Genomic DNA, 22,726 nt, shown 5'->3' with positions numbered 1-22,726 from the left:
GCCTCAGCTTTCGTCCTCGAACATGTCGCCCTGGCTGTCGGTTCCGTCCTCGTCTTCCGAACCGGGCATCGGGCGGCTGTCGAGCAGACCCGCAGCGCGCAATTCGCGCAGACCCGGCAGATCGCGGGCGCTTTCCAGCCCGAAATGATCGAGAAAGGCCTCGGTCACGACATAGGTCACGGGCCGGCCGGGGGTCATCCGGCGCCGGCCGAAACGGATCCATTCCAGATCCAGCAGCTGATCGACGGTGCCGCGGCTGACCGAGACGCCGCGGATCTCCTCGATCTCGGCCCGCGTCACCGGCTGGTGATAGGCGATGATCGCCAGCGTCTCGATCGCGGCCCGCGAGAGCTTGCGCATCTCGACGGTTTCCTTCTGCATCAGGAAGCCCAGATCGGGGGCGGTGCGGAAGGCCCAGGCCTCGCCCACCCGCACCAGATGCACCCCCCGCCCCTCATAGCGGCGCGCAAGCGTCTCGAGCGCACGCGCGGCATCGCAGCCATGCGGCATGCGGGCGTTCATCTCGGCCACCCGCACCGGCTCGGCAGAGGCAAAGAGGATGGCCTCGACCATGCGCTCCTGCTCGGCCGCGGGCGGCGCCTCGAACAGGCTGGCCTCGGCGTCCTCTTCGGTCTCGGGCGGGCGGCTCATCAATGCGGCTTCCGGCGGATCTGGATCGGGGCGAAGGTCTCGGACTGGCGCAGTTCGAGCTGGCCCTGCTTGACGAGTTCGAGCGAGGCCGCGAAATGCGCGGCGGTGGCCGAGCGGCGACGGACGGGATCGGCCTGCCAGCCCTCGGGCAGCCAGCTCGAAAGGTCGATCCAGTCCCCGGCATAGCCGATCAGCCCGCGCATCCGCTCCAAAGCCTCTTCCATGGTATAGACCGCCTCGCGATCCAGCGCATAGGGCCGGAAATCGTCGCGGGTGCGGATCCGGGCATAGGCCTGCATCAGATCGAGCAGCGTCGCGGTATATTGCACCCGGCGCACCCGCGCGACGCCTTCGGGCAGGCCGCGCACGAAGAAGTCGCGGCCCTTCTGATCGCGCCCCATCAACCGTGCCGCGACGCCCCGCATCGCCTCGAGCCGTTCCAGCTGGAAGGCCAGATGCGCGGCCAGATCCTCGGCCGAGGGGCCGTCCTCGGTCGGGTCGGGCGGCAGCAGCAGCCGCGATTTCAGGAAGGCCAGCCAGGCCGCCATCACCAGGTAATCGGCGGCCAGCTCGATCCGGAGGCTCTTGGCGGTCTCGACGAAGGCCAGATACTGCTCGGCCAGATGCAGAACCGAGATCCTGCGCAGATCGACCTTCTGGGTCCGGGCCAGCGTCAGCAGCATGTCGAGCGGCCCCTCGAAACCGTCGACATCGACAATCAGCGCCTCGGCCGCCTGCCGCGCGGCGACATTCTCGGCCTCGGCGGCACCATCCGTCGGACCGACGGGAGGCTCAGCCATGGGCGGCCGTCCCCAGCAGCCCGTGAAGCTCGGCCAGGGCAGCGGCCGGATCGAACGGCTCTGGCGGACGACGGCAGGCCAGCGCCCGGGCGGCGCGCTCTGCGGCCGGCCCGGTCAGCGTGCCGCAGGCCCCGGCAACCTCGGCCATCTCATCCATATCGCCATTGCAATGCAGAACCGCGTCGCAGCCCGCAGCGATCGAAGCCCGGCTGCGTTCGGCGATGCTGCCGCTCAGCGCCTGCATCGAGACATCATCCGACATCAGGAAGCCGCCGAACCCGATCTCGTCGCGGATCGCCGAGATGGCCGCAGGCGAGACGGTGGCAGGGCGGTCGGGATCGAGCGCGTCATAGACGACATGGGCCGTCATCGCCATCGGCTGGTCCGCGAGCGCGCGGAAGACCGAAAAATCGGTGGCCTGCAACTCCTGCGCTCCGGTCTTGACCCGGGGCAGATGCAGATGGCTGTCGGCGCTGGCCCGGCCATGGCCCGGGATATGCTTGATCACCGGCAGAACGCCGCCCGCAAGCAGCCCCTCGGCCGTGGCCCGGGCACAGGCGATCACCAGGGAGGGATCGGTCCCGTAACAGCGGTTCTTCAGGATCTCATGGGTCTCGGGGCGCGCGATATCGGCCACCGGCGCGCAATCGACATCGATGCCGAGCGCCGACAGTTCGCAGGCGATCAGCCGGGCGCGCAGATACATCGAGCGCGCGGCGCCCTCCGGCTCCGGCCCCGCGGCCGCGATCTGGTCGAACGCAGGCGCCCAGCTGCGCCAATGCGGCGGGCGCAGGCGCTGGACGCGGCCGCCCTCCTGATCGATCAGGATCGGCGCGTCGCGGCCCACGGTCTGCCGCAGATCCCGGGTCAGGCGGCGAAGCTGGTCGGGATCGGCGACATTGCGGGCGAAGAGGATGAAGCCGAAGGGTCGGGTCTCGGCGAAGAAGGCCTGTTCGGCCGGTGTCAGGGCCAGACCGGAACAACCGGCGATGAAAGCCCCGAGACCGTCGCTCACCGCGCCACCACCGGAATGCAGTCCGCACCCTCGGCCGAGACCGCCGCGCAGAACCGCCGCGCCGCCGCCATGTCGGCAAAGCCCGAGGCACGCAGCCGGAAGAAGGTCCTGCCGCCGCGGTCGACGGTCTGGATCACACGGGTCTTGTCAGAGAAGAAACCGGCAAAGCTGCGCTGACCCGACAGGCTGTCCCAGACCCCGCGGGCCTCGTCGCCGCTGTCGAAGGCGCCAAGCTGCACAAGCGCGGTCCCGGGCGGGATGCTGGCGGCCGCGACCTCGGTGGGCGCGGGGGCATCCATCGCGGCACGGGCCGAGGCAATGGCGGCGCGGGTCGCCAGGTCTTCCTGCGGCCGGGCCGCCGGGCGCGGCGACTGGCGCAGCCCACCCTGAGGCAGCGGCAGGGCCTCGGCTTCGGCCGTGCCCGGTTCCGCCTCTGCCTCTGCCGCGCCAACGGCCAGATCGGCATCGGCGGCATCGAACACCGCCCCGCCAGCGGCATCGGATAGGGGCGTATCGGAAAGGTTGAGCGCGGCCAGAACCGGCTCGGACGCATCCGCACCCGGATCTGCGGCCCGATCTGCGGCCCGATCCGAGGACAGGGCGGCAGCGGGCTGCGGCACGATCACCGGCCGGTCATCCCCGGCCAGATCGACCGGCGCGGGCGCGAGGCGCAGCATGTCGGGCGGCGGTGCGGCCTCGCCCTCGGCGGCCACGCGGTTGACCGCAAGCCCCTGATGCTCGGCCTGACGCCCGCCGGGATCGTCGGGCGCGATCCGCATCGGCCCTTCGAGCGCGCGGATCACCGGCACACCGCTGACATCGCGGACCACGATCTGATAGCCCCAGACGAACAGCCCGGCCACGAGGGCCAGCGAGACCAGGCCACCGGCCCAGTTCACCATCGTCCTGAGGGACGGCGCGGGGTCATGCCCGCCCGCCCCGCGCATCGCGTCGAAATCGATTTCTGCCATTGCCGCCTCGTTTCCGGGCGTGCGAAATCGCCCGGTATGGTTCTTGCCTGTGCCGCTCTGGCCTGATTGCGCCTTGTTTTTCAGCGCATTTCATCGACCGGAGTGACGCCGAGAATACCAAGACCGGCGGAAATGACAACGGCCACGGACCGGGCCAGGGCGATTTTGGCCTGACTTGTGGCCGTGTCGCCCTCCTGCAGGAAGCGCAATTCGGGCAATTCGTTGCCGCGGTTCCAGAGCGCGTGCAGCTCGGAGGCCAGTTCGTAAAGATAGAAGGCGACCCGGTGCGGCTCGTTGGTGCGGGCCGCGATCTCGATCAGGCGCGGCCATTCCGCGAGCTTCTTCGCCACCGCGATCTCGGCCTCGTGGTCGAGCTTCGTCAGATCGGCCGCAGCCAGCGTCGCATCATCGGCGGCAATGCCCGCCTCGGCGGCCTTGCGCAGCACCGAACAGACGCGGGCATGGGCATATTGCACATAGAAGACCGGGTTGTCCTTCGACTGCTCCAGAACCTTGTCGAAATCGAAATCCAGAGGCGCGTCATTCTTGCGGGTCAGCATGACAAAACGGGTCACGTCGCGGCCGACCTGCTCGACCACGTCGCGCAGCGTCACATAGGTTCCCGCGCGTTTCGACATCTTGAAGGGCTCGCCGTTCTTCCAGAGCTTCACCAGCTGGATCAGCTTGATGTCGAGCGGCACCCGGCCCTCGGACAGCGCCGCGACGGCGGCCTTCATCCGCTTGACATAGCCGCCATGATCGGCGCCGAGAATATCGATCAGCTGGTCGAAGCCGCGCCCCACCTTGTCATAGTGATAGGCGATGTCGGGGGCGAAATAGGTCCAGGACCCGTCCGACTTCATCACCGGCCGGTCGACGTCGTCGCCATGCGCGGTCGAGCGGAACAGGGTCTGCTCGCGCGGTTCCCAGTCGTCCGGGGTCTTGCCCTTCGGCGGTTCGAGCACGCCCTCGTAGATCAGCCCCATGCCTTTCAGCCGGTCCAGCGCCGCCTCGATCTTGCCGGTGCCGTAAAGCGCCTTTTCCGACGAGAAGACGTCCATCGTGACGCCAAGCGCCGCCAGATCCTCGCGGATCATCTGCATCATCATCTCGGTGGCAAAAACGCGGATATCGGCCAGCCAGTCCTCTTCGCCCTTGTCCAGAAGGCTGTCGCCGTATTTCTCCTTCAGCGCCGCGCCGACGGGGATCAGGTAATCGCCCGGGTAAAGCCCCTCGCGGATCTCGGGCTCGAGCCCGTTGGCCTCGCGGTAGCGCTCATAGGCCGAGCGCGCCAGCACATCGACCTGCGCGCCCCCATCGTTGATGTAATATTCGCGCGTCACGTCCCAGCCGGCAAAATCCAGCAGGCTGGCCAGCGCATCGCCCACCACCGCACCGCGGACATGGCCCACATGCATCGGCCCCGTCGGGTTGGCCGAGACGAATTCGATATTGACCTTCTGCCCGGCGCCGAGGGCCGAGCGGCCGAAATCGGCCCCCTGCCCCAGCACCTTCGCCACCAGCCCCTGCCAGACCGCGGGCGCAAGCCGCAGGTTCAGGAAACCGGGGCCCGCCACTTCGGCACTGGCGATGCGCGGATCGGCGGCCAGCCGGGCGGCCAGCGCCTCGGCGATGTCGCGCGGCTTCCGCCCGGCAGGCCTGGCCAGCACCATCGCGGCATTGGTGGCCATGTCGCCATGGGCGGCATCGCGCGGCGGCTCGACGGCGACATTCGAGAGATCGAGGCCCGCAGGCAGCGCGCCCTCGGCCACCATCGCGTCGAGACAGTCGATCACCAGCGCGCGCAGATCGTTGAAGAGGTTCATGGTCGGTCCCTTTCGGCTGGCCTGCGGTTTATCATGGCGGCGCGCGGGGTCAACGGGCGTGGGGCCGCCCGCGATCAGACCCGGCGTGCAGGCAGGGCGGCACCGGTCAGCCGGGCATGTTCCTCCATCGCGAAGCGGTCGGTCATGCCCGCGATGTAATCGGCCACGATCCTGGCCAGCGCGGTCTCGCCCTCGGCCGCGGCGACATCCTCGCGCCACTTCGCGGGCAGGTATTCGGGATGAGCCAGATAGAGCGGGAAGAGCTCGCGCACGATTTCCGTCACCTCGGTGCGCATCTTCACCACCGAGGGCGCGCGATACATGCGATGGAACAGGAAAGAGCGGATCTCGCGCAGGCCGTCGTAAAGCGCGGGCGAGAAACCGATCACCGGGCGGCCCAGCGCGCGGATCCCGGCCGCGCTCGACGGGGCCGCCTCGGCCAGCGCGACGCGGGCGCCGTCGATGACATCGCTGACCATCACCCCGAAGAAACGCCGGAGCGCCTCGTGGCGGCGGCGCTTGGCGTCGATCCCGGGCGCGACCGCATCGACCTCGGCAAAGCAGGCGCCCAGCAGCGGCAGTTCGGCCAGCTCGGCCTCGGTGAAGAGCCCGGCCCGAAGCCCGTCATGCAGGTCGTGATTGTTGTAGGCAACATCGTCGGCAATGGCCGCGACCTGGGCCTCGGCGCCGGCATGGGTGTGCAGTTCCAGATCGTGGCGGGCATCGTACTCGGCCAGCGCATAGGGCAGCGGGCGCGGCACCGGGCCGTTATGCTTGGCGATGCCCTCCAGCGTCTCCCAGGTCAGGTTCAGCCCGTCGAAATCGGCGTAATGCCGCTCCAGCCGGGTGACGATCCGGATCGCCTGGGCATTGTGATCGAAGCCGCCGAAAGGCGCCATCAGCTCGGCCAGCGCATCCTCGCCGGTATGGCCGAAAGGCGTATGGCCCAGATCATGCGCGAGCGCCACCGCCTCGGCCAGTTCCACGTTCAGCCCCAGCGCATTGGCCATGGTCCGCGCCACCTGCCCGACCTCGATCGTATGGGTCAGCCGGGTGCGGAAGCTGTCGCCCTCATGGACGACGAAGACCTGGGTCTTGTGCATCAGCCGCCGGAAGGCGGAACAATGGATGATCCGGTCGCGGTCGCGCTGGAAACAGGACCGGAAGGCGCTTTCCTGCTCGGGGTAGAGCCGCCCGCGGCTTTCCGAAGGTTTGCATGCATAAGGCGCCAGCATTGCCGCTCCGTCGCTTGTTCCCGTCACATCTGCCCATATATTCAAGGGGGACCGGAATTGACATGAGGGATTTCGCTTAAGATGGACCTGACGCTTCCGCCCAGAGTCACCGAGCGCGCCTATGCGCGCCTGTCCGAAATCGGCGCCGCGAAACAGGGCAAGGCGCTCAGGGTCGCCGTCGAGGGGGGCGGCTGTTCGGGATTTCAGTACGCGATCACGCTGGACGACCCCGCCGAGGACGATCTCGTGCTGGAAGGCGCGGGCGAGAAGGTGGTGGTCGATTCGGTCTCGCTGCCCTTCCTGCAAAACGCGACCATCGACTTCAGCAAGGAACTGATCGGCGCCAAATTCGTTATAGACAATCCGAACGCCACCAGCTCCTGCGGCTGCGGCACCTCGTTCTCGATCTGACCTCCGGCCGCGCCGGAGGCCCCGAAAGGCGGATATGGACGGCATCACCCAGCTCGTGCCGCGCGACCGGTTCCTGCCGCTCTGCCCACGTGAAACCCGCGCGGGCGAGAGGCGCCGCGCGGGGATAGAGATCGAATTCGGCGAGCTGACGGAGGCAGAGGCCGCCGATGTCGTGGCCCGGACGCTGGGCGGTACGCCCCGCGAGATCGCCGCCCATGATTTCGAGGTCGAGACGCCCGGTCTCGGCCGGGTCTCGATCTGCCTCGACACCTCCTTCCGCGACAAGGCCGGCAGCGCCCTGACCGATCTGGGACTGCAGCTCGGCCGCGCCGTGGTGCCGGTCGAGGTGGTAACCCCGCCGCTGCGTCCCGATCAACTGCCCGAGGCCGAGCGCCTGCGCGGGGCGCTGCGCGCCGCCGGGGCCCGGGGCAGCCGCGAAGGCGTCTTTCTGGGCTTCGGGCTGCATCTCAACCCCGAGATCCCGGGGCAGGACGCGGCCGATCTGCTGCCCGTGATCCGCGCCTTCGCGCTGATCGAGGACTGGCTCCGGAAGGCCGATCCCATCGATCCGTCGCGGCGGGTCCTGCCCTTCGTCGATCCCTATCCGCGCAGCTTCGTCGACCGGCTGGCCGCCGCCGGGGGAGACTGGACACTGGAGGCCTTGCTCGACGCCTATCTGGGCGAGACCCCGACCCGCAATCGCGGGCTCGACATGCTGCCCTGCCTTGCGCATCTGGCGCAGGACCGGGTGGCGCAGGCGCTCGGGCCGGGCGCGGCCGCGATCGGCGCCAGGCCCACCTTCCATTACCGCCTGCCCGACTGCCGCATCGACGAACCGGGCTGGCGGCTGGCCTATGAATGGAACCGCTGGGTCATGGTCGAGCGGCTAGCCGCCGATACCGCCGCGCTGGAAGAGCTGGCCGCGGACTGGCTCGAGTACCGCGCCGCGCTGACCACCACCCGGTCGGACTGGTTCGCGCATCTCGACCGGGTTCTGTGCAAACTGGAACTCTGGGACGGCTCATGTGGCAAAGACGGCAAGACCGGCCCCTGATCGCGGTGACGACCTCGGCCCGCTCGGGCTGGCGGGTCTTTCCGCTGGTGGCGTTCAGCCTCTGGCTTGCGGGCGGGCGCGGCGTGCGCTGGGGCACCGGGCGCAGCGCCGATATCGACGGGGTCGACGGGCTGATCATCGGCGGCGGCGACGACATCTCGCCCGATCTCTACGGCATGCAGCTGGTGACCTCGGCCCGGCTCGATCCCGCGCGCGACGCGCTGGAGCGCCGCCTCGTCGAGGCCGCCATCGCCCGCGGCAAGCCGGTGCTGGGCATCTGCCGCGGTGCGCAGATGCTGAACGTGGCGCTTGGCGGCACGCTCGATCAGGACGCCTATGGCACCTATACCGCCTCGAAACGGGTCTGGACCATCCTGCCGCGCAAGGCGGTGACGGTCTGCCCCGGCACCCGGCTGGCCGAGATCGCCGGTCCGGATCCGATGCGGGTCAATGCGCTGCATTCCCAGGCGGTGGCCCGGCTCGGTTCCGATCTCGAGGTTGCCGCCCGCGACCGGGGCGGTATGGTGCAGGCGGTCGAGCGTCGCCGCGATCCCTTTGCGCTGGGGGTGCAATGGCATCCCGAGCATCTGTTCTATGCCCGGCGCCAGCGCGCGATCTTCGCCGCGCTGGTCGCCGCCGCAGCCGCCGGGCGGCGCGCGCATGGACAGCTGCGCGCCATCGACGCCATGCTGGAAAAGACGACTCTTTAAGATATGTTCAGAAGAACGCAGCGCAACCCCCGATCGGGGCACAGGTCCTCTGTGAAAAATGCCATGGACTTGGCGACGGAAAACCGCGACCCCCACGTTACGGAAACACGCGCGAACCTGAGCCAAAACCTGCAAACCCAGGACGGAGACCTGTAATGCGTAAAGTTCTTCTGACCGCCGCTCTCGCCGCGCTGCCGCTGGCGGCTTCGGCTGCCGACGTGAAGGATGACGTCGTCGAGGCCCGCCAAGGCTACTATTCCCTGCTCGGCGCCAACATGGGCACCCTCGTGTCGATGGTCAAAGGCGAAACCGAGTATGACGGGGCCAAGGCGCAAACCGCGGCCGACAACCTTCTGACCCTCACCAAATACAATATCGGCCATCTGTACATGCCCGGAACCTCGTCCGAGGACATGCCCGGCAAGACCGCTGCCCTGCCCAAGATCTGGAGCGACATGGGCGGCGTGCAGGAAAAAGGCATGGCCTTCGTGAAGGCGGTCGAAAACCTGCAGGAGGTCGCCGGGCTCGACAAGGGCGAGCTGGCCAAGGGCATCCAGCAGGTCGGCGGCTCGTGCAAGGGCTGCCACGACAACTACCGCGCCAAGCACTGAGCAAAAGCGAGGATGGAGCGATGAAGGATACGCGCATCGAGGAGGCCGGCGGCGCCCGTCCGGGTGCCGAGACGCTGCAGACCGTTCCGATCTGGGACCCGTTCCTGCGCCTGTTCAAATGGGCGCTGACGATTTCGGTCGTGGCGGCCTGGGGGCTGGGCATGTTCGGGCCCGATGTCATGACCCTGCATTTCTGGTTCGGTTACACGGTGCTCGGCCTTCTGGCCTTCCGGCTGCTCTGGGGCCTCTGGGGCCCCGAGCATGCCCGGTTCGCAAGCTTCGCCTATGGCCCGGTCGCAATCGTGAAATACGTCTTCGGGATGTTCAGCAGGAAGCCGTCCTACTGGCCCGGGCATAACCCGCTGGGCGGGCTTTTCGTCTTCGTGCTGCTGGCGGTGCTGCTGCTTCAGGCAGGATCGGGCCTGTTCGTCGACCCCGACGATTACATCAATGTCGGGCCGCTGGCGAAATATGTGGGCTCCGAGACCACCCGCGCGGCGCTCAGTTTCCATGTCCAGCTTGGCTGGGTGGTGCTGGGGCTGGTCGGGCTGCATGTCGCGGCCATCCTCTTCTACAGCAAGTGGAAGGGCGAGAACCTCGTCAAGCCGATGATCACCGGCCGGAAAACCGTCCGCAAGAAACCCTGAACGCGCGCGGGCGCGACCTGGCCTGCTCAGGCCGCGCCCCGTTTCCCGCCAGAGCCGCCGAAAGGCGCGGGCTCTGGCAGACGGCCCCTCCCCGGTGAGGAAAAGGGCCTTTCCGCCAAGCTCCGAGCTCTCCCGAAACCTTCGGCAGATGCGATGGCCCCTTTTGCCGGGATGTCCGTCGGCGTAGAGGGCGTGCATGGATTATGATGCGATCGTGCTGGGCGCCGGAGCGGCCGGGCTGATGGCCGCGGCAACGGCCGGACAGGCCGGAGCGCGGGTGCTTGTACTCGACCATGCCGACAAGGCCGGGAAAAAGATCCTGATTTCCGGCGGCGGCCGCTGCAACTTCACAAATACCGGCGCCGAGGCGGCGTGCTTTCTGTCCGGGAACCCGCATTTCCCGAAATCCGCCCTCGCCCGCTATACCCAGTGGGATTTCCTCGCTTTGGTCGAACGCCATGGCATCGCCTGGCATGAAAAGACGCTGGGACAGCTGTTCTGCGACGGCTCCTCCCGGCAGATCCTGGCCATGTTGCTCGACGAATGCGCCCGGGGCGGTGTCGATATCCGGCTCGGGACGAAGATCGGCGAGATCGGCCATGGCGACGGACGCTACCGGGCGGCTGGCGCCAGCGCCGCGAACCTCGTCATCGCGACCGGCGGCCCCTCGATCCCGAAGATGGGCGCGACCGGCCTTGCCTACCAGATCGCCGAGCGCTTCGGGCTTGCCGTCGTGCCGCCGCGCCCCGCGCTGGTTCCGCTGACGCTGGGCCCGCACGACGCGGCCTTCCGGGCCATTGCCGGCCTGTCCTGCCCGGTGATCGCGCGGGTCGGGTCGGCCAGCTTCCGAGAAGCCGCGCTGTTCACCCATCGCGGGCTGTCGGGTCCCGCGATCCTGCAGGTCTCGTCCTACTGGACCCCCGGCGCAGCGGTCGAACTGACGCTGATCGAGAACGCCCTCGACATGCTGCGCGAGGCGCGGCGGCAGATGCCGCGTGCCCGGCTGCGCGCCGCCCTGAGCGAGCAGCTTCCGAACCGTCTGGCCGAGCTTCTGGCCACTCAGATCGGCCTGGAGAAACAGCTTGCGAACTGTTCGGACGCCGATCTGGAGCGCGCGGCAGCCCCGCTTACCCGGCTGACATTCCACCCCACCGGCACCGAGGGCTATGCCAAGGCAGAGGTCACGGCGGGCGGGATCTCGACCGAAGCGCTGTCCTCGCGCACGATGGAAGCGAAGGCCGTGCCCGGCCTGCATGTGATCGGCGAGGCGGTCGATGTCACCGGCTGGCTTGGCGGCTACAATTTCCAATGGGCCTGGTCCTCGGGCCGGGCGGCGGGCATGGCGATTGCCGAGCGGCGCCGGAACTGACCGCGTCCCTTGCCGGGGCACCGCCACTCCCGCCCCCGGCGGTCATGACAGGCAGGCCGACCCGCAAAACCGCCCCTGGCCTTTCCTCTCATGCCTTTCACACACCTCTGGCCTTCAAAGGCGCCGGGGCAGAGCGCGGCGCGGCGCGGCGCCCGCGCATCACCGGCAGAACCGGGCGGTCGTCGCGACGCGAAAAGCGCGCCGCAGCCGTGTGGGACGAGGCCCGGAAGGTCAACGAGATTGGGCGGCACGTCCGGCACCAAGACGCATGGGGCCAGGGCGAAGACACGGTATCTTTGTCGAACAGCCCCGTCAGCAGGGCCCTGCCGCGCGCGTCCAACCCCGGCCGGACCGACATCAGACATCCCGGCCCCACCCCGCCCCAGCCAAGGAGGCACCGCCGGATGCGCCCCTTCCGCCCGGACGCGCGCGGGGGCGAGGCTCAACGCCCTCGAGATCGGCCCCCATCCATCCCGGCGGTGGCACCGGGGAATGACCGCGACGAGCACATGGAGGCTCCTTCCAGAAAAGGCAGGGCGATCACCGGCAACAGCGCGTCGAGACCGCGCTGCAGGGTCGTCGGCACGCCGCGCGCTCGGCTGGAAAAGAACGCTCAGCAGCCTGATCGACGATACCGAGCCGACGCCCGCCTGCGGCCTCACGGTCGACAGGACCGATGAGATTTCCGTCTTGAGCGGAACCAGAGGCTCGACTTACGCCGCCATGGACCGCCTGATCGCATGGCGGCGAAACGAATTGCACGGAGGCTCGCCGGCCAGTCACAGGACAGTCGCAGGACAGCCCCATCGGTCGGCAGTCCCGGCAAAAACGGCTCCATCCCGCCCGGACACACCGACCGGCATCATGTTAACTCAAGACATTAATATGCGACTACATATATCTGATATTTAATATTTATAATTCACTGAATGTGATCCGTACCTGACCACGCGGGCCCGTTGCGCAGCCCTCTGTCGGCGAAGGCCCCGCCGAGAGAAAAGGCCCGGGAACGGCGCGCGCATCGCAACAGACGCGTTGAACTCGCCGCTTATCCTGATAGTCTCGCCGACACCTAGGGGAGCCCCGGCATGGGGCTGAGAGTCTGCAGGCACGGCCATGGCCCGGCGCAGCGCAGTGACCCTTCGAACCTGATCCGGATCATGCCGGCGAAGGGACAGGACAGAAACGCTCTCTTGCCCTTGCCGGCCGCAGCATATGAGGCGGCCTTGCCCTTCCACAGCATCCCCGAACGCCCCATCCCCGCGGCCATCGCGGTGGTGATCCGCGCCAGGCAGGTCCTTCTGGTCCGCCGGGCCAATCCGCCCGATGCCGGCCGCTGGGGCTTTCCCGGCGGAAAAATCGACCGCGGCGAGACCGTGACGGAGGCGGCCCTGCGGGAGCTGGCCGAAGAGACCGGCATTCGTGCCGAACCGCTGCGCGTCCTCACCGCGCTGGATGCCTTCGATCGCGACGCCTCGGGCGCCCTGCGCAGCCATTTCATCCTGATCGCCCTGTTGTGCCGCTGGACGGCCGGCGAGCCTGTCGCGGGCGACGATGCGCTCGAGGCGCGCTGGGTCGACCTGGACACATTTGCCGATACCGAGCTTGCGCTGAGCCTCGATGTCGCCGAGGTCGCGGCGCAGGCCGCCATGTTGATGCAGGAGATGCAATCATGATCGCCAATATCCTCACAATCGCCGGCACCGATCCGTCCGGAGGCGCCGGCATCCAGGCAGATATCAAGACTTTCTCGGCACTTGGCGCCTATTCCTGCTCTGCCATCACTGCCGTCGTCGCGCAGAACACCCAGGGCGTGAGATCCTTCGTCGCGCTCGATCCGGGCTTCGTGGCCGAGCAGATCGACGCCGTGCTCGACGATGTACGCATCGACGCGGTCAAGATCGGCATGATCGCGAATGCCGCGATCGCCGAAGCCGTGGCGGACCGGCTGAGCCATCACGCGGTCGGGAATATCGTGCTCGACCCGGTCATGGTGGCCAAGAGCGGTCACGCGCTGCTTGCGCCCGAGGCGGTCGCGGCGGTGCGCGAGCGGCTCCTGCCGCTGGCCAGGATCGTGACCCCGAACCTGCCCGAGGCGGCGGTGCTGCTCGGACGCGAAGACGACTGGACGGCAGAGGCCATGCAGGCCGCCCTGCCCGACCTGCTGGCCATGGGGCCGGAATGGGTGCTGCTCAAGGGCGGCCATCTCGCAGACAGCACCGAAAGCACCGACCTGCTGGCGGGCCCCGAGGGCATCACCCGCTTCGCCGCCCCGCGCCTGGTCACGACGAATGACCATGGCACCGGCTGCACGCTGTCCTCGGCGATTGCCGCGCTCTTGCCCGGCCGCGACATGGTCGAGGCCGTGGGCACGGCCAAGACATATCTTCACGACGCGCTGGCGGCGAGCGAGGCCCTCGATGTCGGCCATGGCCACGGGCCGGTGCATCACTTCCATGCGCTCTGGTCCGATCACCGGCCGCCTGCCATCTGAGGCGGCCTTCAGGCGTTCCGCCGGGCGGGGAAGGCGCGGACGGGGCGCGGACGACCGGCTCCGGCGGTTCGGCTGTAGAGGCACGGACCGGTCCGGGCCCGGCCCGACCAACCTCTACAGGCCGGGCGGGGGTGATCGTGCGCGTCAGGAGCCTGTGATCCGACCCTCGCCGGGCGAACGGAACGTGTTTGCGCCTTGCCACAAGGAAACGCCCCCGGCAGAAAGACGCCCGCCCTGCCCGCCCCGGTCACGCGCCGAAGCGCTCGGCCCCGGGAAGGGAGATCTCGGCCTTCATGAAGGTGACGGCAGGCCCCGCCTGCCATCACGCGGCTCCCGGCCAGTTCGCAACCCAGCCATCCGCCACGCGCCGAGGCCTGACAGGCCGTCAGTCTGGTTCGGCCCAGCCAGTCCGCCCAATAGGGCATTAGGGTGGCATGAATGGAGCCGGTAACCGGATCTTCGGGAATACCGGCCCCCGGAACGAAACAGCGCGACACGAAATCGGCGCGGCCTCCCGACCTTTCGCGCGCGGTGATCACCAGACCGACCGGCCCGAGCCCGGCAATCGCCGCCAGATCGGGAACGAAGTCGCGAACCCGGTCCGCCCCCTCGAGCTCCACGAAGATGTTCTCGAAAGTCCGGAAGACCGCAATCGCCCCGTCGGCGAGCTGTGGCGCGATCTCTGCGGGCAATGCCTCCAGCGGCTCCGGATCGAGACGGGGCAGATCGAGGCGATAGCCGGACGGGTCCGCGCTTACATGCAGAACGCCGCTCCGGGTGTGAAAGCTCGGGGGCGGCGCCTGGCCCTCATGGGCGATCAGCACATGCGCGGTCGCAAGCGTGGCATGGCCGCAGAAATCGACCGCCTGCGTTGGTGTGAACCATCTCAGCTCCCAGCCGCCTTCGGCGCGGCCGACCGCAAAGGCGGTCTCGGCCAGATTGTTCTCGCGCGCGATCGCCTGCATCAGCGCCTCGTCCAACCAGTCCGGCAAGAACAGCACGGCCGCCGGGTTTTCCGGACAAGACCTCGTCGGCGAAGGCATCGACCTGATACATGATCATCAGGTGCCCTCTGGAGCCTGCCGTCCCGGCGTGCCGGACCTCACGAATGCCGGCGACGCGTTCCGCCCCGCTGCCCCGGGCGCCCCGCGGTCGAGCGGCCCTTGGACCGGGCCGAGGCCTCGACCGCCTCTTCGACGGCCGATTGCCGCGCCAGCGGGTCGTCGGCAATGGCCAGATCGACCGCCTCGAGCCGCTTGATCTCGTCGCGCAGCCGCGCCGCCTCCTCGAATTCGAGGTTCTCGGCCGCCTTGCGCATGCTGGCCCGAAGCCCGTCCAGATGGGCCTCGAGATTGCCGCCATGCATCGGCTTTTCGACCGTCGCGGTGACGCGGGACATGTCGGTATCGCCCTGATAGAGCCCGGCCAGAATGTCCTCGACATTCTTCTTCACCGTCTCGGGCGTGATGCCGTGTTCCTCGTTATAGGCGATCTGCTTCTCGCGCCGCCGCTCGGTCTCGCGCAGCGCCCGTTCCATCGAGCCGGTGATGCGGTCGGCATACATGATGACCCGGCCCTCGGCATTCCGCGCCGCCCGGCCGATGGTCTGGATCAGCGAGGTCTCGGAGCGCAGGAAGCCTTCCTTGTCGGCATCAAGGATCGCGACGAGGCCGCATTCGGGAATATCGAGCCCCTCGCGCAGAAGGTTGATGCCGACCAGCACGTCGAAGGCGCCAAGGCGCAGGTCGCGCAGGATCTCGATCCGCTCGATGGTGTCGATGTCGGAATGCATGTAGCGCACCCGGATGCCCTGTTCGTGCAGGTATTCGGTCAGATCCTCGGCCATCCGCTTGGTCAGCGTGGTGCAGAGCGTGCGGAAGCCCTTGGCCGCGACCCGCCTGACCTCGTCCAGCAGATCGTCGACCTGCATCTCGACGGGCCGGATCTCGACCACGGGGTCCAGAAGCCCGGTCGGCCGGATCACCTGTTCGGTGAAAACGCCACCGGTCTGTTCCAGCTCCCAGGCGCTGGGCGTGGCCGAGACGAAGACCGATTGCGGCCGCATCGCGTCCCATTCCTCGAATTTCAGCGGGCGGTTGTCCATGCAGGAAGGCAGCCGGAAGCCATGTTCCGCCAGCGTGAACTTGCGCCGGTAGTCGCCCCGGTACATGCCGCCGATCTGCGGCACCGAGACGTGGGATTCATCGGCGAAGACGATGGCATTGTCGGGAATGAACTCGAACAGCGTCGGCGGCGGCTCGCCCGGCGCGCGCCCCGTGAGGTAACGCGAATAGTTCTCGATCCCGTTGCAGAAGCCCGAGGCCTCCAGCATCTCGAGATCGAACTGCGTGCGCTGTTCCAGCCGCTGCGCCTCGAGCAGCTTGCCCTCGTCGGTCAGCTGGGCCAGCCGCTGCTTCAGCTCTTTCCTGATCCCGGTGATGGCCTGCCGGATCGTCGGCTTGGGCGTGACATAGTGGGAATTGGCGTAGACCCGGACCTTGTCGAAGCTGTCCGTCTTCTTGCCGGTCAGCGGGTCGAATTCGGTGATGCTTTCCAGCTCCTCGCCGAAAAACGACAGCTTCCAGGCGCGATCCTCAAGGTGGGCGGGCCAGATTTCAAGGCTGTCGCCCCGCACCCGGAACGACCCGCGGTCGAAGGCGGCATCGTTGCGGCGATATTGCTGCTGCACCAGATCGGACATGATCTGGCGCTGGTCATAGGTCTTGCCCGCCTCCAGATTGAGGGTCATGGCCATGTAGAGCTCGGGCGAGCCGAGACCGTAGATGCAGGAGACCGAGGCCACGATGATGACATCGTCGCGCTCCAGAAGCGCCCGGGTGGCCGAGTGGCGCATCCGGTCGATCTGCTCGTTGATCTGGCTTTCCTTCTCGATATAGGTGTCCGAGCGCGGCACATAGGCCTCGGGCTGGTAGTAGTCGTAATAGCTGACGAAATACTCGACGGCATTCTCGGGGAAGAAGCCCTTGAACTCGCCGTAAAGCTGCGCCGCCAGCGTCTTGTTGGGGGCGAGGATGATCGCCGGGCGCTGGGTTTCCTCGATCACCTTGGCCATGGTGAAGGTCTTGCCGGTGCCGGTCGCGCCCAGAAGCACCTGGTCGCGGTCGCCCTGCCGGACCCCGGCGGACAGCTCGGCGATGGCGGTCGGCTGATCGCCCGCAGGGGCGAAATCCGAATGCATCACGAAGCGCTTGCCGCCTTCCAGCTTCTCGCGCGGGCGGATGGCGCCAGCGGCATCTGGCGCATGGGGCTCGGTCGTATGGGGCATGGTGGCGATTCCCGGAAGGCTTTCCTGCCCCAGACTTGTCCCGCCACAGGCCGCGTTCAAGGGGGCGCGGCGGTATCCTGCGGTATGCGGCCCTTGCGCGCGGCGTCGCAAGCCCCCATAACATCACCAACGCCAGACCCCGGAACGGAGACAAGCCATGCGCGCCCGTATCTATCAGCCCGCCAGGACCGCGATGCAGTCGGGACAGGCCAAGACCCATCACTGGGTGCTGGATTTCGGCCCGCAAAGTGCGCGCGAGCTTGATCCGCTGATGGGCTGGACCAGTTCGGACGACACCCAGTCGCAGGTGCGGCTGCGGTTCGAGACCCGCGAAGCAGCCGAGGATTACGCCCGCCGCCACGGCATCGACGCGGTGGTGTTGCGCCCGAAGAAACGCGCCCCGAACATCCGCCCGATGGGCTATGCCGAGAATTTCTCCGTCACCCGCCGCGGCGCCTGGACTCACTGAATTTGTGTAAATCGGGGCAAAGTTGTCTCGAAATCGGGGCAAGGATCCCGCGAAGATAAGCATCGAGCAAGATATAGGGCGCCCGCTGGGCGCCTTCTCCATATGTCGATATCGCACCCGTCTCGGATCGATCGGGGTCAATATTCGGATGAAGAGGACACATGGGGCAGCCAAGGTCTGTTTCGAAGGGCTGGGATGCATCCCACCTTCACTCGGCTTTTTAGTCATTCCTCCAGGCAGCCGGTCCAGTGAGGCGCTCGGACCGGCCATAAGATCTCGGATGGGTCCGCTTAGACGGCGCGCAACCTGCGCTTGTTGACGCCACTGGACTGAGAGGCCGATCGCTTTGGCGAGGAGTCAGAGAAAGCAGATGAATGCGCAAACGGAAGCATAAGTCTGCGCAAGGGGTGTCAAGGGCGAAACGTACCGCCTGTTGTCCCTGGGCTGCTCTCTGAAAGGCGGTGATAGAGGCGCTGGGGCTGATGCTCCGGCGCCTTTTGCATATGGAGGGCGCGCGCGGTTCGTGGCATGAAGTCGCGGATCCGGCGGAGGGCCGTTGTGCCCTCCCTGTATGAGCCTGAGCATGGCGCAGTGGCGCAGTGGGGCTGGCGTGGGTGGTGAGACCCTGGACACGAGGTCGCTTAGAAGCGGTGGGAACTCCGATGAAGACCATGAAGCCCACGCAAGCTGTCGCTGCGATCCTAGCCCGATATCAGCGGCGGAGAAATTGTCAGGTGCCCGTCACGGCAACAGATGTCTACGCCGATACCCTTGCTCGCGTCTGTGGAGACGACGTTGACCTCGACCCGGTCGAACGGGGCCTCATCCACCTCAAGCGCCAGAAGGTTATTTCCGGCAGAAGACTGGTCACGCTTCTTGCTCGCCATCAGCGCGAGATCAGACCTGAGTGACGCCGTCAGGGGGCTTCCCAGGGTAGCTGGGCTTAACACCAGATTTGAAGACACGAAGCGTCATCGCTCTTGGGGGCGAATGGTTTGCTTCAAGGGGGCATAGTCACCGCTCACGTCCGGCGCTGCATGATGCTCTGCCCTGGCTCGAAGCGGCGGAAAGCCGTCTGACTGCACTGCAGCATGGCAGGCACAGCGAGACCGAGAAACCGGATCTTAAGCAGCGCACGGCCAGATGAACGCGTGCTGGCCCTGATGGAGGAAAGCTGTCCGACGGCAGCGCGACGCGGCAACCGCAGCTTAACTGGACGAACTGTCATTCAAGCAGTTTGCGGATGGTGTGATTTCGCGGCGGCTGAGCACGCCAAATATATTATAATTCGCTATGTTGCGAGTGCTGATCCGATCCAGAATCGGAGATATTCAGGGGCCGACAATGGCGGAACGGATAATGACCGATTTTCAACCAGAGCCGCGTACTTCTGCGGAGATCTTTGCAGACTTGCGTAGCCTTGCGACGTCAGACGGAGCAGTACACGGTATCTCAGAGATCATTTTCCGCGACTGGGTCTATACGATCGACACGCAAGAGCGGACCGTTGTCGATGATCCGGAGCACCGTTGGTCGACTTCCCGCCTAAACAAGCCGGAATTGATGCTCCTGCTGGGATTGGCAGTCCAGTCTGAGTCTGATCGAACACATACTGTGCTCGGCGACGCCTCGGTTTTCATGTCGGAGGCTGACCGGCTTCTTCGGGAGCTTCACGACCGCGTCATGATCGACGTCAAGTCTGCGCTGCCCGCAAACTTGCTTGAGGTTGAGAACCCTCTTGATGTTGTCGGTCCAATGGCCCGCGAAACCATTTATTACGCCGCAGAAAGTTTCTATCTCCATCAGTTCCCACCGTTCATCCGGCAAAGATATCGGCGCGACGGCGACTGGCTTTTGCAAAATAAGGGTATCTCTATCCTCCCGATGATCGAAATCGCCCGGTTCATCTCGGATCGGATCAACCGACAGATGTCAGTGGTCGGTCACCTCCGTAAGTCGGGCGCGGCCCTGAATAGTGGCGACCTGACCAACAGCCTAATGATCCCGCTCGCGGACCTTCGGCGAAAGTTCAAGGGCAAGGCGGACGCGTTCGACCGACTGTTCGCGATCGATGTGACTGCGACCAACCTCGGCTTCACGGATCCGTTTGCGATCAACGAGACCATGATCTGCCCGATCGTTCGGATCGGCGATTTCCTTTACGTTCCTAATCAGTATCGGCTCTTCGAAACGCTCTATGAGAGCCCCTTCTACTGGATGTTGCGGGATGAGAACTACATGGAAATCGCGAAGACTAACGTGATCGATCCCTGAGACCATTGCCGCGACCTGACGAGCGAGGGCATCGGTTTCCTGGATCTTGGTCCCCGGTGGCATGGTGATGCTGACTTGCGTCTGGCTGTCGTCCGAGGCCGGGAAGAAACCGGTGGACAACTGGCCAAGCAGCAGGATGGTAACGGCGAAGAACGCGATCACGCCGAGGACCGGAACCCACCGTCGTTTCAAGGCCCCCCGGATCACGCCCAGATAACGACGCATGATCCAGCTGTCCTTCCGCTTCGCCCGCGCCTTGGTCTTCATCATGTAGGCCGCCATCATCGGCGTTACGAAACGCGCCACGAGCAGCGAGCAGAACACCGCGACCGAGGCGGTGATACCGAACTGCTTGAAGATGATGCCCACGACCCCGCCCATGAACGCCGTCGGCAGGAACACCGCAATCAGGGTGAAGGTTGTTGCGATAACCGCGAGGCCGATTTCGTCGGCGGCCTTCATCGATGCCTGATAGGCGGGTTTGCCCATGTGCATGTGACGCTCGATGTTCTCGACCTCGACGATTGCGTCATCGACGAGGATGCCGACCACCAGCGACAGGGCGAGCAGCGTGACGGTATTCAGCGAGTATCCGACCAGATCCATGACAAGAAATGTCGGGATCACCGACAGCGGCAACGCGACCGCGGCGAGAAGTGTCGCGCGCCAGTCGAGCAGGAAAAGGAAGACCACCAGAACCGCGATGGCCGCGCCCTCGTAAAGCATGTCCATTGACGCGTGGTAGTTCTGCTCGGTCGGCAGGATGGTGGTATACGCTTGTTCGATCTTGACCTGAGGATTGTCGGCGGCGAACGCTTCGACCGCTTCGGCCACGTTCTCGGTTACTGCCAGATCGGAATATCCCTTCAGACGCTTGATTTGCGCCGCGATGACAGACTTGCCGTTCTGATAGGCAAGCGAGGACAGGTCTGAATGCGTGTCCGTCACGGTGCCGAGTTCGTCCAGCCGGACCCAGCTTCCGGTCGGCAAGGGGATCGGCATCGCACGCAGCTCCTCCACATCGGCGGCGGCGGCGAGCAGGCGAACGGATTGCGAGGACGCGCCCACATCGGCCTGACCGCCCGAGAGGTCGCGCTGGACCTCTTGCAGGCGCGCGTTCACGTCGGAGGCGCTGAGGCCGAGGCCGTTCAGCAGATCGGGGTTCAGTTCGACGCGGATCTCGCGGTCGATGCCGCCGAGCCGGCCGACTTCGCCGACGCCCTCGACCGCCATCAACGCACGCTCGAAATCGTTGTCGATGAACCACGATAGTTCCGCATCGTCGAGCCGGTCTGAACTCACGACGTAGGTGACAAGTGGCGAACTGCCGATGTTGCTCTTGGACACGGTGGGCGCGTCCATTTCGGTCGGCAAATCGCTCTCGGCCTGATCGACCGCGTTCTGGACCTCATCAAGGGCCACCTGCACGTCCTTGCCGACCTGGAAACTGACCGAGATATCCACGGAGCCGTCGGTGATGGTGGTCGTCACCGAGTCGAGCCTGTCGAGCCCTGTGAGTTGATCCTCGATCTTGCGGGCGACCTCGGTCTCGAGCTGCGCCGCCGCGGCCCCTTCGAGGGACGCCGAGACCGAAATCGTCGGCAGGTCCATGTCGGGAAAGTTCTGCACATCGAGACGCTGGAAGGCCATCAGCCCGGTCACGGTCAGAAGGAGGAACGCCAGGATCGGCGGAACCGGGTTTCGGATCGCCCAGGCCGAGAAGTTCATTGTGCGGCCTCTGAATTGCCTGAGATGTTATTCGCTTCCCGCGTCACCACGCGGACCTTCGATCCGTCGGACAGGAAGGCGCCCCCCGAGCGGACGACCTTGGCGTCGGTGGGGAACTGACCGATGATCTCGACACGATCCTCCTGCCGACGGCCGGTCTCGACCCGCCGCCGCGACACGGTCGCCGGATCGCCCTCGTTGAGGATGAAGACGTAAGAAAAGCCGTCCTGCAGCACGACGGATGAGGACGGGACGCTCAGCGCCTCGCGCTTCCCTGTCTCGAAGATGCCGCTGACCATGATCCCGGTCTTAGGTTCGGGGCCACCTTCGGGCGTGTCCAGGGCCACATAGACGATGACGCGGCCGTTGGTTTCCGAAGCCGAGGGCGCAATCTGGCGAACCGTGCCGTGAATGTTGCCGATCGGGGCCGGAATGCGGACCTGACCGCCGATCTCAATCTTGCGCAATTTTGTTACCGGAACCTCGGCCTGCCATTCGACCCGACCGTCCCGGATCATCCGGAACAATTCCTGCCCCGCGGACACCACATCGCCGATTGCCGCATCGGCCTGCGATATCACGCCGTCGCTCACCGCGACGATCCGTGTCCGTTCGAGGTCCAGCCTCGCTGACGACAGCGCCGCCTCGGCCGAGGCGACGTCGGCCTTCGCCTTTCGCTCGGTGATCAGGTATTCCGAGATCTGTTGCTGCGAGATCGATCCACCACCTTCCAGTCGCCGCGCCCGATCGGCATCCGCAGAGGCCTGCTCGAGCTGCGCCTTGGCGCTGTCGAGCGAGGCAGCAAGCTGCTCGATGTCGTTCTCCAGCGTCTTGCGGGACAGCGAGACCAGCAGATCGCCCTTCCTGACGGTATCGCCGACATCGACCGTCACCTCCTTGATCCTCTGGCCACCGACCTCGGCCGAGATCAGGGCCTCGCGCCAGGCTGCAAGCCAGCCGCTGGCCTGGACTTCCACCGGCCATGTGGCCTGTTCGGGGGACACGACCTCCACCGTCAGGGCGGTGGTGCCAGCGCTTTCCGGCGAGGCGATCGCATCGCCATCGCCATCCGACGACGCAACATTCGGCTTGCCCGTGAGCGCCAGTGCCGCGCCGATCACCAGCAGGGCGACAAGGAGGAGGCCGAAGACAAGGAATTTTCTGGGTTTCGGCAT

Annotated in this window: 20 protein-coding genes and 1 riboswitch; of the genes, 10 read left to right on the top strand and 10 right to left on the bottom strand. The window is 66.4% G+C overall.

Annotated elements, in window-relative coordinates:
• Nucleotides 1-3: 3 nt before the first annotated feature.
• The 6 genes from scpB to ACK8CO_RS18250 all read right to left on the bottom strand — a co-directional run bounded on the left by scpB (nucleotide 4) and on the right by ACK8CO_RS18250 (nucleotide 6,498).
• Nucleotides 4-651: an SMC-Scp complex subunit ScpB gene (gene scpB, locus ACK8CO_RS18275; RefSeq protein ID WP_080616537.1), complete on the bottom strand. Its 648-nt coding sequence runs from the start codon at nucleotides 649-651 to the stop codon at nucleotides 4-6.
• Entirely contained in the window at nucleotides 651-1,451 is an 801-nt protein-coding gene (locus tag ACK8CO_RS18270; protein ID WP_414897566.1) for a segregation and condensation protein A, read from the bottom strand. Before ACK8CO_RS18270 ends, scpB begins: the two co-directional genes overlap by 1 nt.
• A complete protein-coding gene (gene nagZ / locus ACK8CO_RS18265) occupies nucleotides 1,444-2,466 on the bottom strand; it encodes a beta-N-acetylhexosaminidase (protein WP_414897565.1) in 1,023 nt (340 codons plus the stop codon). Before nagZ ends, ACK8CO_RS18270 begins: the two co-directional genes overlap by 8 nt.
• Entirely contained in the window at nucleotides 2,463-3,437 is a 975-nt protein-coding gene (locus ACK8CO_RS18260; protein WP_414897564.1) for an SPOR domain-containing protein, read from the bottom strand. Before ACK8CO_RS18260 ends, nagZ begins: the two co-directional genes overlap by 4 nt.
• Nucleotides 3,438-3,517: 80 nt before the next feature.
• The gene (gene argS / locus ACK8CO_RS18255; protein WP_414897563.1) at nucleotides 3,518-5,263 is read right to left on the bottom strand and encodes an arginine--tRNA ligase; all 1,746 of its coding nucleotides are present in this window, start codon (nucleotides 5,261-5,263) and stop codon (nucleotides 3,518-3,520) included.
• A 74-nt stretch (nucleotides 5,264-5,337) separates the two neighbouring features.
• A complete protein-coding gene (locus tag ACK8CO_RS18250; protein WP_414897562.1) occupies nucleotides 5,338-6,498 on the bottom strand; it encodes a deoxyguanosinetriphosphate triphosphohydrolase in 1,161 nt (386 codons plus the stop codon).
• 87 nt (nucleotides 6,499-6,585) lie between these two features.
• Between ACK8CO_RS18250 and ACK8CO_RS18245 the strand changes: the two genes are divergently transcribed.
• The 8 genes from ACK8CO_RS18245 to thiD all read left to right on the top strand — a co-directional run bounded on the left by ACK8CO_RS18245 (nucleotide 6,586) and on the right by thiD (nucleotide 13,794).
• Nucleotides 6,586-6,909, top strand: a complete 324-nt coding sequence (locus ACK8CO_RS18245) for a HesB/IscA family protein (RefSeq protein WP_080618015.1) — start codon at nucleotides 6,586-6,588, stop codon at nucleotides 6,907-6,909.
• Nucleotides 6,910-6,943: 34 nt separating this feature from the next.
• Nucleotides 6,944-7,963, top strand: coding sequence for an amidoligase family protein (locus tag ACK8CO_RS18240; RefSeq protein WP_414897561.1), 1,020 nt, complete (start codon nucleotides 6,944-6,946; stop codon nucleotides 7,961-7,963).
• Nucleotides 7,933-8,673, top strand: a complete 741-nt coding sequence (locus tag ACK8CO_RS18235; protein WP_080616544.1) for a gamma-glutamyl-gamma-aminobutyrate hydrolase family protein — start codon at nucleotides 7,933-7,935, stop codon at nucleotides 8,671-8,673. Before ACK8CO_RS18240 ends, ACK8CO_RS18235 begins: the two co-directional genes overlap by 31 nt.
• A 155-nt stretch (nucleotides 8,674-8,828) precedes the next feature.
• Nucleotides 8,829-9,284, top strand: coding sequence for a c-type cytochrome (locus ACK8CO_RS18230; protein WP_080616545.1), 456 nt, complete (start codon nucleotides 8,829-8,831; stop codon nucleotides 9,282-9,284).
• 20 nt (nucleotides 9,285-9,304) lie between these two features.
• Nucleotides 9,305-9,931 carry a cytochrome b/b6 domain-containing protein gene (locus ACK8CO_RS18225; RefSeq protein ID WP_414897560.1) on the top strand — a complete coding sequence of 209 codons (627 nt, stop codon included), beginning with the start codon at nucleotides 9,305-9,307 and terminating at the stop codon, nucleotides 9,929-9,931.
• A gap of 196 nt (nucleotides 9,932-10,127) precedes the next feature.
• Nucleotides 10,128-11,300, top strand: coding sequence for an NAD(P)/FAD-dependent oxidoreductase (locus ACK8CO_RS18220; protein ID WP_414897559.1), 1,173 nt, complete (start codon nucleotides 10,128-10,130; stop codon nucleotides 11,298-11,300).
• Nucleotides 11,301-12,364: 1,064 nt separating this feature from the next.
• Nucleotides 12,365-12,493, top strand: a riboswitch (TPP riboswitch).
• 33 nt (nucleotides 12,494-12,526) lie between these two features.
• Nucleotides 12,527-12,976, top strand: coding sequence for an NUDIX hydrolase (locus ACK8CO_RS18215; RefSeq protein ID WP_414897558.1), 450 nt, complete (start codon nucleotides 12,527-12,529; stop codon nucleotides 12,974-12,976).
• Entirely contained in the window at nucleotides 12,973-13,794 is an 822-nt protein-coding gene (gene thiD, locus ACK8CO_RS18210) for a bifunctional hydroxymethylpyrimidine kinase/phosphomethylpyrimidine kinase (RefSeq protein ID WP_414897557.1), read from the top strand. Before ACK8CO_RS18215 ends, thiD begins: the two co-directional genes overlap by 4 nt.
• 8 nt (nucleotides 13,795-13,802) lie before the next feature.
• On the opposite strand, the gene ACK8CO_RS18205 is transcribed toward thiD, so the two are convergent.
• A complete protein-coding gene (locus ACK8CO_RS18205; protein WP_414897556.1) occupies nucleotides 13,803-14,795 on the bottom strand; it encodes a PhzF family phenazine biosynthesis protein in 993 nt (330 codons plus the stop codon).
• Between the two features lie 101 nt (nucleotides 14,796-14,896).
• Complete coding sequence (gene uvrB, locus ACK8CO_RS18200) at nucleotides 14,897-17,080, bottom strand: excinuclease ABC subunit UvrB (protein WP_414897555.1); 2,184 nt, start codon at nucleotides 17,078-17,080, stop codon at nucleotides 14,897-14,899.
• 157 nt (nucleotides 17,081-17,237) lie between these two features.
• Between uvrB and ACK8CO_RS18195 the strand changes: the two genes are divergently transcribed.
• Entirely contained in the window at nucleotides 17,238-17,549 is a 312-nt protein-coding gene (locus ACK8CO_RS18195) for an ETC complex I subunit (protein ID WP_080616550.1), read from the top strand.
• 662 nt (nucleotides 17,550-18,211) lie between these two features.
• Complete coding sequence (locus ACK8CO_RS18190) at nucleotides 18,212-18,460, top strand: hypothetical protein (RefSeq protein ID WP_414897554.1); 249 nt, start codon at nucleotides 18,212-18,214, stop codon at nucleotides 18,458-18,460.
• A 1,084-nt stretch (nucleotides 18,461-19,544) separates the two neighbouring features.
• Here the strand turns inward: ACK8CO_RS18190 and ACK8CO_RS18185 are convergent.
• Together ACK8CO_RS18185 and ACK8CO_RS18180 are read right to left on the bottom strand one after the other, a co-directional pair.
• On the bottom strand, nucleotides 19,545-21,551 hold the full coding sequence (locus ACK8CO_RS18185; RefSeq protein WP_414897553.1) for an efflux RND transporter permease subunit: 2,007 nt from the start codon (nucleotides 21,549-21,551) through the stop codon (nucleotides 19,545-19,547).
• A complete protein-coding gene (locus ACK8CO_RS18180; protein WP_414897552.1) occupies nucleotides 21,548-22,726 on the bottom strand; it encodes an efflux RND transporter periplasmic adaptor subunit in 1,179 nt (392 codons plus the stop codon). Before ACK8CO_RS18180 ends, ACK8CO_RS18185 begins: the two co-directional genes overlap by 4 nt.

The organism is Rhodovulum sp. HP10, from assembly GCF_047553435.1.
Taxonomy (GTDB): domain Bacteria; phylum Pseudomonadota; class Alphaproteobacteria; order Rhodobacterales; family Rhodobacteraceae; genus Rhodovulum.
The sequence above is the reverse complement of the archived record's forward strand: the minus strand, read 5'-3'. Positions and strand labels throughout refer to the sequence as shown.